Origin of the sequence: Chryseobacterium sp. S0630, from assembly GCF_024158915.1 — a bacterium.
GTDB lineage: Bacteria > Bacteroidota > Bacteroidia > Flavobacteriales > Weeksellaceae > Chryseobacterium.
The window spans coordinates 1-13820 of the sequence record NZ_JAMZGF010000018.1; the positions used below are offsets into that span (position 1 = coordinate 1).

The following is a 13820-nucleotide window of genomic DNA, read 5'->3' on the forward strand; positions in this document are numbered from 1 at the left end:
TCAATGCCTACGGTTTTGTTTCCTGATCTCTCTGACCTGGATTCTCCACCAATGATAAAGCCAGTTGACGTTAAAGCCAGAGTTCTCAAATGATCATCTCCTTTACCTCCAAAGTTCTTCTCCCATTCTACTTTTCCGTTTTTGTCTAATTTGACAATCCAATAGTCGCCCTCACCGAAGTTTTCAGTTTGTTTCGAGTTTCGAGATACAGGATTCGGGTTTTGAATGTTTGATGCAGAACCCGCACCTCGCATCCCGGAACCTTGTTCAGAACCCGAAACACGAACTTCGGAACTTCTGGAATAAATCCCCAGTAACGCTCCTCCATCTCTCGTTGGAATCATCTTTTCCACTTCATCTAGTCCTTTTCCTCCTAAAACTAATTGAGAGAGTTCTTTTCCGTTTTTATCGAGTCTGGTAATCCAGACATCTTTAGATCCATAACCTTTTGATGAGTTCTGTATATTTCCAGCCACAAAAAATCCTAAATCAGTAGTTTGAATAACAGCTCTCGCTTCTTCATCGGAAGAATTTCCCAATGTTTTCTGCCACAATTCATCTCCGAATTCATTGATTCTGATCAGCCAGATATCTGAGCCTCCTTTGGAATCGTCTTTTTTGTCTAATCCTTTTCCGGAATAAGATGTTCCTGCTAACAGAAATCCTCCATCCTGAGTGGTAACAGTAGCCGACAGATAATCATGATTTTGTCCTGAGAAATATTTCTCCCAAACTTCTTGACCCTGTTGATTGAGTTTTACCAGATGAAAATCGTAACCGTTGTTTTGCTTACTGCCTGAAACCTGTTGCTTATTGCTTTGAATAGAACTTCCTGTGATAAGGTATTGTTGATCAATGGTTGTCGTGACCTGGCTTAGAAAATCCTGGGTAGAGGATTGGATGTCTTTTTGCCACACTACTTCCTGAGCAGATACGCCCAAGATTGTGCATAAAGTAAATGCACCGAGATAAAGTTTTCTCATTCCCGTGTTGTCGTTTTTTGAGTTAGTAATTAGTTTATTAAAAACGCAGCGAATTTAGTACTTTTTAAGACACAAAAATTGATATACTCCAACCTACTATAAATCATGCTATTAATAGTTAGATTTTCTTTATATTGTATTACAATTTGTATCATTATGATGCAAAAAAATCTACTCACGGCGACAGAACCTGTCGTATTAAAAATAAAAAGGGCCAACTCAAAAGAATTGACCCTTCCAAAAAACATTAACTGTTTATTGATAGAATTATGATGTTTTATTTCCAGCCTCCACCTAAACTTTTATAGATGTCGACTACAGTGCTGAGCTGTTTTTGCTTTGCTTCGATAAGTTCCATTTTGGCATCCAATGCATCTCTCTGGTTCAAAAGAACTTCAAGATAATCTGCTCTTGAATTACGGAACAACTGATTGGCAATATCAATAGACTGATCCAGGGCTTTGGTTTCCTGTGATTTTAATTGATAATACTGGTCAATATTTTTAACTTTTGACATCAGATTGGCAACGTCCAGATAAGCATTCAAAATGGTTTTGTCATATTCGTATAATGCCTGAACCTGTTTTGCATCTGCTGTCTGAAAATTAGCTTTTATTGCACTTTTGTTAATGAGTGGTCCAGCCAGCTCGCCCACAAGATTATAAGCTATTGATTCCGGTAATTTAACAAGATATGAAGGTTTGAAAGCCTCCAAACCTAACGTTGCAGAAATTTCCAAAGAAGGATAAAATTCTTTTCTTGCAGCTTCCACATCGAGTTTTGATGCCTTCAATTCAAGCTCTGCCTGTTTGATATCAGGACGGTTGGCTAATAACTGAGATGGGATTCCGGTATACACTGTGGGAGGAATGGTAGACATAAAGTTTTCCTTTGTTCTCACAATTGGCTGTGGATATCTTCCCAGTAAAGCATTGATTTCGTTTTCTTTCTCTGTGATCTGCTGACGGATTGTATATTCTGCTGCTTTGGATTTCGCCAGTTCTGCCTCAAATTTCTTCACAGCCAGTTCCGTTGCAGCAGCGGCTTCTTTCTGAATTTTGGAAATTTCCAATGCTCTCTGTTGCAGCTTGATATACTGCTGTATAATATCCAATTGATTATCAAGTGCCAATAACTCATAATAATTATCCGCAACTTCTTCAATAAGATTAGATAAAACGAAGTTCTTCCCTTCCACAGTAGAAAGATAATGAGCAACTGCAGATTCTTTTTCTGTTCTGAGTTTTTTCCAGATATCAATCTCCCAGCTCGCATTTAATCCTGCTTCAAAATTTCCAAGCGGATCCGGCATTTCTTTTCCTGGTTCTATTTCTGTAGTAGCATCACCAGCTCCTTCACTGGTATAACGGCCTGATTTTTTCAACCCTGCTCCTATTCCTGCAGAAACCGTTGGAGTCAATCTTCCTTTTTTAGCTAAAACACCACTTTTAGCAATTTCAATCTCCTGAAGTGTGATTAGAAGCTCCTGATTATTTTTTAAAGCAGTTTCAATAAGCGTCACAAGATTCGGATCAGTAAAAAACTGTCTCCATGGTGTTGTTCCGCTATTGTTGTTAGCATCCTGCTGTTCTTCCTGATTAAAGTTCTGAGGAATATTTTCTTTTACCTCATCTTTTATGACAGTCGCCATCGGTGCCTTACAACTTGCAAGTACAAGCGATAAGGCAATGGCTGCGATTATATTTTTAGTCTTCGAATTTTCCATCATGTTCATAAGGTTCAGTTTGTTCTGTTAAAGGATTCTCTTCTTCATATCTTGCCAGTCTTGACTTATCAGCAATTGTTCCGAAGATATAATACAGTCCGGGGATAATCATCAATCCGAAAATAGTCCCGATTAACATTCCTCCTGCTGCTGCAGTACCAATGGTTCTGTTACCAACCGCTCCTGGTCCTGTTGCGATCACCAGAGGAATCAACCCTGCAATGAAGGCAAATGATGTCATCAAAATCGGACGGAAACGGATGGCAGCTCCTTCAATAGCAGCTTTTGCCACAGGAATTCCTTCTTCTGCCTTTTTCTGAACGGCAAATTCTACAATCAACACGGCATTTTTACCCAGAAGTCCAATAAGCATGACCATGGCCACCTGTGCATAGATATTGTTTTCCAATCCTAATAATTTTAAGCATAAAAAAGCTCCGAAAATACCTACCGGAAGGGATAAAATAACCGGTAGCGGAAGGATGAAACTTTCATACTGTGCAGAAAGGATCAGATAAACAAATCCTAAACACACCAGGAAGATAAATACGGCTTCATTTCCACGGCTTACTTCATCTTTAGAAATCCCCGCCCAGTCGATACCAAAACCTCTTGGAAGTGTTTTATCTGCAACTTCCTGAATGGCCTTGATGGCCTGTCCACTACTATATCCAGGCGCCGGAGTTCCGCTCACCTCTGCAGAATTATACATATTATGTCTGGTAATTTCGGATAGTCCATATACTTTTTCCAATCTCATGAAGTCTGAGTATGGAACCATCTGGTCTTTATCATTTTTAACATACAGTTTCAGCAGGTCAGTTGGTAAGGCTCGGTATTGAGGACCAGCCTGAACAATTACCTTATACGGTCTGTCAAAGCGGATGAAACTCGTTTCATAGTTGGACCCGATCAATGTAGAAAGGTTATCCATCGCTTTCTCAATCGTGACTCCTTTTTGTTCTGCAAGATCATTATCAATCTTCAGCATATACTGTGGGAAACTCGCAGAATAGAATGTAAATGCTGATCCCAATTCCGGACGCTTCTTAAGCTCCTTCACAAAGTCATTACTTACCTGTTCCATTTTATGATAATCTCCACTTCCCGCTTTATCCAGCAAACGAAGTTCAAAACCTCCTGCTGCTCCATACCCCGGAACGGAAGGCGGCTGGAAGAATTCTATATTAGCTCCCGGAATATTCTTGGCTTTTTCTTCCAGTTTTTCAATGATTTCCGCAGCTGATTCTTTACGTTCTTCCCAGCTTTTAAGGTTGATCAGACAGGTTCCGGAGTTGGATCCGGTACCTTCTGTCAAAATCTCATAACCTGCAAGAGAAGAAACGGATTGTACTCCATCAATGTCTTCAGATTCTCTCAAAAGTTCTCTGGCAATCTGGTTTGTTCTTTCCAAAGTAGATCCCGGAGGTGTCTGAATAATGGCATAGATCATTCCCTGATCTTCAGCCGGAATAAATCCTGAAGGTAAAGAGTTACTCAGGAAGAATGTACAGGCACAGAATGCTAATAGTAAAGGCAATGTTATTGTCTTTTTCGTCACTGTTTTATTCAGCATCTTCTCATATCTTCCTGCTCCCTTCGTGAACAGGTTGTTGAATTTATCAAGGAAAATAGTAATCGGAGTTTTCTTCTTCGCTTTTCCATGATTATTTCTTAAGATCAGAGCACATAAAGCCGGTGTCAAAGTAAGCGCCACTACCCCTGATAAAATAATGGATGAAGCCATTGTAATAGAGAACTGACGATAAAATACCCCTACCGGTCCTGACATAAATGCAATCGGAATGAATACAGAAGCCATTACCAGCGTAATTGCAATAATCGCCCCACTGATCTCATGCATTGCTTCTTCAGTGGCCTTTAATGGGGAAAGATGTTTTTCTTCCATCTTGGCGTGAACAGCTTCAATAACTACAATCGCGTCATCTACCACAACCCCGATCGCCATTACTAAAGCAAAGAGGGAAATCATATTCAGGGTAATTCCGAAAGCAGACATTACCGCAAATGTTCCTACCAATGAAACCGGAACAGCTAATGCCGGAATCAATGTTGAACGCCAGTCTCCAAGGAATAGGAATACTACGATAGCAACCAGAATAAAGGCTTCAAACAAAGTATGGATTACTTTTTCCATGGATGCATCCAGGAATCTTGAAACATCATAACTGATATCGTAATGCATTCCCTTAGGGAAGTTATTTTTTTCAAGATCTTTCATCAATGTTTTCACATTTTTGATAACGTCACTTGCATTGGATCCATAGGATTGTTTTACCGTGATTGCTGCTGAAGGTTTCCCGTTCAATGTGGAATAAATATCATACATGGAACTTCCAAACTCTATATCGGCAACATCTTTCAGTCTTACAGATTCTCCGTTCGGTTTTGCTTTTAAAATAATGTTTCCGTAATCTTTTTCATTATTGAAACGACCAGGATATTTTAATACATATTCGAAAGACTGAGAGCGTTTTCCGGAACTTTCACCTGTTTTACCCGGAGAAGCTTCCAAACTCTGCTCATTCAGAGATTCCATTACTTCATCTGCTGAAATATTATATGCTGTTAATCTATCTGGTTTAAGCCAGATACGCATTGCATATTCACGGGTTCCGAGGATATCGGCAAAACCAACACCGCTTACCCTTCTCAATTCAGACATTACGTTGATGTCTGCATAGTTGAAAAGGAATTTCTGGTCAGCTTTAGGATCGTCACTGTACAGGTTAATATACATCAACATGTTGGGTTCTTCACGCGTGATCTTTACCCCTTCACGCACTACCAAAGGCGGAAGTTTATTTACCACTGAAGATACACGGTTCTGCACGTTTACTGCAGCAACATTGGGATCGGTTCCCAGATCAAATACAATCTGAATGGAAGCTTCCCCGTCATTTCCGGCATCCGAAGTCATATATTTCATACCGGGAACTCCATTTAATCCTCTTTCCAAAGGAATTACTACGGATTTAATCAACAATTCGTTGTTAGCTCCGGGATATTCTGCGGTGATATTTACTTTAGGCGGAGAGATGGATGGGAACTGCGTCACCGGAAGTTTTACCAATGACAGTATTCCCATAAATACAATAATCAATGAGATTACTATAGACAGAACTGGTCTGCGAATGAATTTCTTAAACATACTGCTTCATTTTAGAGACCACTACTCTGCTTTTAATTTCAATGATTGAAGAACTTTCTTAGGATCCTGGAATTTTGTTTTCACCTTTTGATCATCCTTTACTTTCTGAACTCCTTCCAGAAGGATCTGATCTCCTTTTGAAATTCCTGATCCCACTACATAAAGATCCTGAAGTTCATAAGCTACTTTGATATTTCTGGATTTTGCTACTCCATTTTTATCAATTACAAATACATATTTCTGATCCTGAATTTCATAGGTTGCTTTCTGTGGAATGATCAATGCGTTATGAACAGGCATTGACATCTGCACTTTTCCGGTTTCTCCGTTTCTCAGAAGTTTGTCTGGATTCGGGAATTTCGCACGGAAAGCAATATTTCCGGTTTCGTTATCGAATTCTCCTTCAATTGTCTGGATTTCTCCTTTTTGTGTATACGTTTCTCCGTTTGCTGTAATCAGAGAAACCTGGTTACTGCCTCTGTCTGCAGCATGAGTCTGGTAGCTTAAATATTCAGGTTCTGAAACGTTGAAATAGGTGTAGATACTTGTGTTATCTGATAACGAAGTCAACAAATCACCTTCATCTACAAGGCTTCCCAATTTCAGTGGAATTCTGTTAATAATCCCTGAAAACGGTGCTTTGATATCAGTAAAAGACAAATGGATCTGGGCCAGTTTCATTTCTGCATTGGCAGCATCCAATTTGGCTTTTGCCATTGCTCTTTCATTTTTAGAAACAATGTTGTTTCCTGCCAGCGTACTTGCATTTTTAAGCTCAATAGAAGCCTGTTCTACTTCTGCTTTTGCTTTTAATAATTCTGCCTGATACAGTTTAGGCATAATTCGGAACAATGTTTGTCCGGCCTGTACGTATTGTCCTTCATCTACAAAGATTTTTTCCAGGAAACCTTTTTCCTGAGCTCTCACTTCAATGTTTTTTACAGATTGAATCTGAGCTACGTATTCTTTGTTGATTACGGTATCCATTACCACAGGGGACGTCACCGGATAGACGGTAACTTCTTCTTTTTCTTCTTTTTTCTTATTGCAGCCAACCGCCAACAAAAGGGCACTCAACGCAATTCCCGAAGCAACTCTTTTTATCATAATTCTAGAGTTTATATAAATCGTTAATGTTTTGATAGAAATAAAAAACGGTAATAAAAGGGGTACGATGTGATGATTACCGGCATACACAACGCAAGTACTTTCCACCCGGAATCAGGCAGAAAATAAATAGAACGGAGAAATTTTAGATTCTAATGGAGCGGATAAGAATAAATCTTTTGGTTGCTAAACCAAGAACAAAGCCATGAATATCCGGCTTGGATCTTTTATAGCTTTTTAATCCAAAAATATAGACTAAAGAGAAGACTCCGGCAAAAACAATAACAGCCTGCCATACATCAGACAGCTGGAAATCATCTTCGGTAAGTTCTAAAGTGGAATTGTCTACATTATCGGCCATCTGCTGAACAGAGAGTTTTTCAAAAGTCTGATTCAGGCGGTTGGCTCTTTTTGGCATATGATGAGAAACATGACCGTTATAGTCGTTTCGGAGCGTTTTAACATCAAGTCTGCTTTCTACTACAAAGAGCAGAAAAAGACTGGTTAAAAAATATACTACGAAGTTTCTCATTTTGAAGTTGCAAATGTACACCCAGATTATGATATTACCATCATGGATTAACAAAATTTAACTCTTCTTTAAAATACCTGAATATAAAAAATTGATAAATATTAAATATTTCGTTTATTCAAGCGTAATTCAAGCAATCCTGATATCTCATCTGTGCAAGTTTCAATTTTCAAATATCAAGCCATTTTTTTTGATTTAAGGAAATTTTAATTTTAAAGCTGTTGCTTTTTTGAACATTTTAAGTGGTTGGATACTCTATTTTGAAAATTTTCCTATCAAACCTAAACTTTATCATGAATTATAATTATTAACATTAACTTATTGTTACTCTCTTCTTTTTGAATTATTTTTGCCGAAAATTAACACAACAAATGAAAAATGAAAAAAAAACAACATTATACCATTGAAAACAAGTTCGTTAAAAATCCTGAATTAACAATGGTTCTCCTTAATTTTCTACAATAATTATCACTTTCTGTTTCGTGAATTTTGTTTCAAAAAACAGTGAGTTAAATTGCATAAAACTTTAATTTTCTGTTAGTTTATGAAAAATTAACATATATTTATTAAAAATATTTGTAAATTTATATAGCATTAACATCATAATTCATGAAACACTTTAAAATCACTTATCACTATGAAAAAATTATTATTACCAGTCCTTTTCGGATTGACCATTATTTCCCTAACAGCGTGTAAACATCCCGGAAAAGAAGCTGAAACCATTACTGCTGTTACTCCAGAAAATACAGATGACATTTCAAAAAATGTGTATGTTGACAGCTATGGAGAAAAAATTGAAGTTACGATCAACAACACCAAAAATACAGCAACAATACATTTAAACGGTAAAACTTTTGACCTTAAAAAAAGTGATGCTTTACCTGAATATACTGCCTCTAATGAAGAGTATCAATATTCTGATATTAAAGGGAATATCACCTTCCTGAAAAAGAATGTAGATATGGTTCTGTTCCATCTTAAACAGGCAAAAAAAGAGTCTGGTCCTGCAAAAATGGCATCGTATTAGCATAAGGATTAGCAATTCAAATTAAAAAAATAAACATTATGAAAAGTTTATATTATTACTTATCAGCACTTGTTATCGCAACATTTTTAGTTGTTTCTTGTAAAACACAGAACGCTCAAAAAGCAACTACTGATATTACAGGAAAAACATGGAAACTTACAGAGCTTAACGGGAAGCCGATTGAACTGAAAAATCCTAAAAACAATCCTTATTTTAAACTTGAAATGGATGGTATGAGATATCAGGGACATGCAGGATGTAATGGTTTGGGAGGAACTTTTGAGATCAAACCTGAAATGATGAGAATTAAGTTCAATCAGGGAATGTCTACCATGATGGCTTGCGAGGATCTTGATATTGAAAATCAATTTACCAAAGCAATTCTTGCAGCAGACAATTACTCTGTAAACGGAAATACGCTTACTTTAAACAAAGCAAGAATGGCTCCTTTAGCTAAATTTGTTCTTCAGTAATTGAATCTCACTTAAATAAAAATAAAATACGCCTCATCATGATGAGGCGTATTTTTTATATTGATATTTCTATTTTTTGTTGTTGTACTTTATATAACAGATCAGGAGGCTGATATTCACCAGAACTGCAAATGCATTTGATATAATAATAGGAAGTTCGTCTTTTTCAAAACCATACCATACCCATAAAGAGAGCCCTGAAATCAGAACCAGAAGCATGAGTAAAGAAATATCTTCTACATTCTTTTCTCTGATTACTTTTACAAGCTGCGGAATCATAGAAACAGAAGTAAGAACTCCGGCCACTATACCTAATATATTTTCATTCATACATTTTCACCTTGAATATCAATACTAAGATACACTATTGAAATCTCTTCCATGAAACTTCTTCATGCAATGGAATATCTTCTTCCATAAAACGGAAAAGATCTCTTGAAAAATAGCACCCATTAAGAATCCCACGGGCTCCAAGTCCATTAAAAACATAAAGATTACTGAACGTATCGTGCCTTCCGATGATAGGTCTTCTGTCTTTTACGGTTGGGCGAAATCCAAAATGTACTTCTTCTACTTCAAAATCATAAGGATAAAACTCTGAAAGTCCTTTCACCAGTTGGGCAACTGCTGATTCATCAATATGATGGTGAAGCTGCTCTCTGTCATAAGTTCCTCCATAAAAATATAATCCGTTTCCGGTTGGAAATAAAAAGTGTTTCTTTTTAATGGTTATGTTTTCCGGAATCGGTTGAGAAAGTTTTACTTTTATGTGGTGACCTTTGTTCGGGTTTACTGTAATCTCTGAAAAGTATGGATTATCCTTCACACCCATTCCTTCACAGAAGATTATATTTTTGAAAGTAAAATCTTTATATACGGATTCAGATGGATTCAATTTTGAATAATCGAATTTTTCTTTTACCAGATGATCGTTTTTTTCAAAATAATTGAATAAACCACTGAAAAATCCATTAACATTAAGTCTTGCAGATTGATTCACCTTTCCGGTAAGAAAATCGTTTTTTACTACATTTAAACGATCGAAATTTTGATCAAGAAAATGTGATAATTCTTCATTTGCCGATTTTTTCAACCATAAATTCTGTTCATTCTCATCATGGAAAATTCTGTGAATGGGAGCATCGATCAAATAATTTTCTCCTGTATATGATTCTATTTCTTTAAGACTGTCTTTAAGAAAATCTATTTGCTCCTGTGCTTTCCAGAATGTGGTAAACTTCTTTAGAACAACAGGATTGATAATTCCTGCTGAAACCTGAGAAGCGCTTTTTCTTCCTTCCGTAAAGATCACAAAAGACTTGTTATTTTTAATGAGCTGATGAGCTAAGAAAAGCCCTGCATATCCGTCTCCAACGATAATATAATCTACATTTTTCATAATAAAAAAAACCTGAGTAAAAATACTCAGGTTTTCTATAAATATCAAGTGAAATCTAGTAATTCCACATATCATTTTCCATGTCAAGAATCTGTGCTTTGATTCTGTCACTTTCTTCAAGCTGTTCGTCAGCATTTTTAGGAATATAGTCCTTAATAGTACCATCTCCTAAACCGTTTGAAGACTTATAAATAATAGAAGAGAATCTTCTTGCATTGATAACATCATCGAAAGATAAGTCAGCAGAAGAATTTTTTCTATTGAAAACATAATTGTTTGCTAAGATATCACGAGCACTTGGGTAATAAATCCAGAACAAATCAATCAATTCATCAGCACCTGCCAAAGGCTGGCCATCAGGACCAATTCTTCCTACAGATGTTGGATCCGGCCCCATAGCAGCGATGCCAAGAGGTCTGTACTTCATCTGACCGTCTCTCTTATCGATAAACCACATACCCATTACTTTAAGAACTTTTACTTTATCAGTAGTTGTTCTGATGATATCTGTTAATCTTTTCTTTTCGTCCTCTGTAAGTGTTCTTCCAGAGTTAAGGATATCGATAGCTTCTTCGTCAAGTCTTACACTTTCCAATCTTTTCTGAATAGCTTCAGGTGAAAGTCTTGTAACGAAGTTTTCGTCATCATAAACTTCCTTGATATCCCCCTTAAGGGCGCCATCAAGTAATAATTGATATAATGATCTTGTAGAACTTGAAAGAAGACCATCCGGATTGTCATAATAAAACGGCTGGTTGATCTTATCATTCATATCAATGATTTCCCAAACAAACATACTTTTGTAAATATCCTTGTCATCAACGAAACCATATTCAAGAGGCTTTACTTTATTGCTGATAACAGTATCCCCTGCTTTTCTCATTGATTCAGCCCTCATTTGTCTGAATTCTTCAGGAGAAGCAGCATTCAGAATAGTTTGGGAAAAAGCGAATCCCGAAACTAAAACTAAAAGGGTGCTAATATATTTTTTCATAATATGATTTTACAAATTAACCTTATTGAACATTAATAATTACAGGTGAAATCTCCTTAAGCCTTTGGTTTCCTAGCCCTGTAGCAGTAGCCTGAATATCATAGATCTGAACTACGTCACCAGGTCTAAGATTTCTAAGCATACCTTCAGCTCCTGATAATGAACTTCCTTGAATCAGAGTACCTGCTTTTCCTGGAAGCTTAATAATAAAGCTATTAACAGTGAATGAAACAGGGAAATCAAAGTCAGGTAAAGTAGCAGAAACAATCTGGTTAGGTATAGAACCTGCCGGCATAAAGTTTACAGCTTTACCTCTGATCTGACCTTGTGGTCTAGGGATATTCTTAATTCTATATTCAAATACCTGAGAAACTGTTTTACCATAAGGGTCAGTTCCTGATAATGTTAACTTAACTACATTTCCTGTAGTAGGAGTTACATCCCATTTACCTGGACCTTTACCTTTCACAGTAGCTCCTGCAGCAGATAATGAAAGTTTAGAATTGTCAGCACCTAAGATTGATCCTGAAACAGGGTTCTCAAGTCCTCTATACATTACATTCATTTTATCCGCAGAAAGTAATAATCCTTTTTCAAGTTTTACTTCTCTTGGTCCAGCGATTACATTATAAGTATGTGTCCAAGGGAAAGACTGTGGTTTCCCTGAAGCATCTGTCAATGTAATTGTACCTCCTAATTTATGTTCACCTATTCCAGAACCTGAAATAGCGATAGAACCTTTACCGTTTTCTACTTTACTTACTCCAGAAATGCTGATCTTATTACTATTAGAATAAGTACCTAACATTACTTTTACTTCAGCCTGTTTTCCTGCCTGGATATCAACTGGACCTGAAACAATAGGCTCGTAGCTTGAGAATTTAATATTCGCATCTACTTTTTCCTGAAGTAATAGTGCCAATGCATCAGACTGAACGTTTCTGGCATCATTTTGGATAATTTCCAAATTAGATATTGCAGCAATTAACGGCTGATGATAAAATTTATTCTGGAACCAAGTCTTTTCATTTGGAGATGTTCCTTTCGGATACTCCGCAATAAGAGACTTGTTAGCTCTTGCAACTAAATCCTGTAACTGAGCATTGCTTCCAAAAGTAGCATTGATGTAGTTTCTTACGTCATCAATTTTAGCTTTCAGATCTAATGCATTCTTTGATGGAGTATTTTCATCTCCTTCCTTGAAGAAATATTCAGTAGTCGCTTCGTTATTGTTAAGTGCAGCAAAGTTTTCACTTACGTCAATATCTTTCCCGTCCTTATCTTTATCGTGAAACTCAGATTGTTTTTTCAACAAATCTTTAACATCCTGAGCAGATTTCACCAATGCATCAATTTTGGTTTTCAATACTTTGTACTGAGCCCAAGGTTGTGCGTAGGTATCCGGAACTTGCTGAGCCTTAGCTTCCAACGTTCTTTCAAAGATCTTCTCGTTCTTTTTTTCTGTTAAAGTTCTGGTTTCATTTAATGCTCTGGTAGAGTCATAGTATGATCTGATGATTTCTGCATCAATATTTAGGGCCATCATCGCGATGAACACCAAATACATTAGGTTGATCATCTTCTGACGAGGGGTCTGTTTTCCTTGTGCCATTCTCTTTTCTTGGTTTTTTTGATTAAGTAGTTAAATTTAGAAATGGTTAGGAATTAAGACTTCATAGCAGTTAGCATACCACCATAAACTCTATTTAAGTTATTAAGATTAGATGTTAAACCTTGTAGCTCTTGGTTGAATTTCTCAGATTGCTCTGCAGATTTCTGCATATCTGCAACATACTTGTTCGCAAATTCAGATTGTCTCTTACCGCTTTCAAGTTGCATTGCATAAAGAGCATTCATGCTTTCCATGTGCTGAGCTGCTTTATTTAATTGGTCGTTATATTTATGAGTAGAAGCAGATACGTCTACAGTTTGATTGATCTGATCAACAGAGTTTGAGAATTTATCAATTCCTGTTCTTAATCTTTCAAATAATTGAACGTCTAGTCTGGCATCTTGAAGCATTTTATCCAATTTGTTAGAAAGAGAGTTTTCTAATTCTGCAAATTGAGCGCTTGTATTTTTTGTTGTTACATTAGAGTGTAAAGGATTTGGATTAGCATGCTTATCTAATAACTCAGGATAAACATTTTCCCAGGCATAAGACTCTTCAGTTTTTGGAGGGTCAAATGCAAAGATGATAAAGATAATCGCCTCAGTAATAAGTCCTACGGTAAGAGCGATGTTACCGTTAATAGGTCCCAAGGTAATGTGAGTAATTTTAAGCCAAGCTCCAAGAATTACAATTGCAGCACCGAATGAATAAAAGAAATTCATCCAAGCATCTTTAGTCTTAAACATATTGAGTTAGTTTTTTTAATGTTAAATAAAATTGTTATTGAAAATA

The 13820-nt window shown here is 36.6% G+C and carries 11 protein-coding genes and 1 pseudogene; 2 read left to right on the forward strand and 10 right to left on the reverse strand.

All coding sequences use genetic code 11. The features are described from left to right. The 5 genes and pseudogenes from NK356_RS10140 to NK356_RS10160 all read right to left on the reverse strand — a co-directional run. Positions 1 to 983, reverse strand: a pseudogene (locus tag NK356_RS10140) (T9SS C-terminal target domain-containing protein); the annotation flags it as partial. Between the two features lie 277 nt (positions 984 to 1260). Then, positions 1261 to 2718, reverse strand: a complete 1458-nt coding sequence (locus NK356_RS10145) for a TolC family protein (RefSeq protein WP_253316906.1) — start codon at positions 2716 to 2718, stop codon at positions 1261 to 1263. Then, positions 2690 to 5881, reverse strand: a complete 3192-nt coding sequence (locus tag NK356_RS10150) for an efflux RND transporter permease subunit (protein WP_253316907.1) — start codon at positions 5879 to 5881, stop codon at positions 2690 to 2692. The genes NK356_RS10145 and NK356_RS10150 overlap by 29 nt, the downstream gene beginning before the upstream one ends. Positions 5882 to 5902: 21 nt before the next feature. Continuing rightward, entirely contained in the window at positions 5903 to 6988 is a 1086-nt protein-coding gene (locus tag NK356_RS10155; RefSeq protein ID WP_185103654.1) for an efflux RND transporter periplasmic adaptor subunit, read from the reverse strand. A 145-nt stretch (positions 6989 to 7133) separates the two neighbouring features. Further along, entirely contained in the window at positions 7134 to 7520 is a 387-nt protein-coding gene (locus NK356_RS10160; protein ID WP_034693732.1) for a hypothetical protein, read from the reverse strand. Between the two features lie 637 nt (positions 7521 to 8157). On the opposite strand from NK356_RS10160, the gene NK356_RS10165 reads away from it, so the two are divergent. Next, positions 8158 to 8550 carry a multicopper oxidase domain-containing protein gene (locus NK356_RS10165; RefSeq protein WP_034693729.1) on the forward strand — a complete coding sequence of 131 codons (393 nt, stop codon included), beginning with the start codon at positions 8158 to 8160 and terminating at the stop codon, positions 8548 to 8550. 38 nt (positions 8551 to 8588) lie between these two features. Then, positions 8589 to 9023, forward strand: coding sequence for an META domain-containing protein (locus tag NK356_RS10170; protein WP_034693726.1), 435 nt, complete (start codon positions 8589 to 8591; stop codon positions 9021 to 9023). A gap of 69 nt (positions 9024 to 9092) precedes the next feature. Here the strand turns inward: NK356_RS10170 and NK356_RS10175 are convergent, their stop codons facing one another. The 5 genes from NK356_RS10175 to gldL are packed head-to-tail and all read right to left on the reverse strand — an operon-like array spanning position 9093 to position 13774. After that, positions 9093 to 9353, reverse strand: a complete 261-nt coding sequence (locus tag NK356_RS10175) for a SemiSWEET transporter (protein ID WP_034693722.1) — start codon at positions 9351 to 9353, stop codon at positions 9093 to 9095. Between the two features lie 34 nt (positions 9354 to 9387). Then, positions 9388 to 10422 (reverse strand): FAD-binding oxidoreductase, encoded by a 1035-nt coding sequence (locus NK356_RS10180; protein ID WP_253316908.1) that lies wholly within the window; start codon positions 10420 to 10422, stop codon positions 9388 to 9390. A 55-nt stretch (positions 10423 to 10477) separates the two neighbouring features. Then, the gene (gene gldN, locus NK356_RS10185; RefSeq protein WP_034693716.1) at positions 10478 to 11416 is read right to left on the reverse strand and encodes a gliding motility protein GldN; all 939 of its coding nucleotides are present in this window, start codon (positions 11414 to 11416) and stop codon (positions 10478 to 10480) included. 22 nt (positions 11417 to 11438) lie between these two features. After that, positions 11439 to 13028: a GldM family protein gene (locus NK356_RS10190; RefSeq protein ID WP_034693715.1), complete on the reverse strand. Its 1590-nt coding sequence runs from the start codon at positions 13026 to 13028 to the stop codon at positions 11439 to 11441. A gap of 53 nt (positions 13029 to 13081) precedes the next feature. Beyond that, complete coding sequence (gene gldL / locus NK356_RS10195) at positions 13082 to 13774, reverse strand: gliding motility protein GldL (RefSeq protein ID WP_034693712.1); 693 nt, start codon at positions 13772 to 13774, stop codon at positions 13082 to 13084. Between the last annotated feature and the right edge of the window lie 46 nt (positions 13775 to 13820).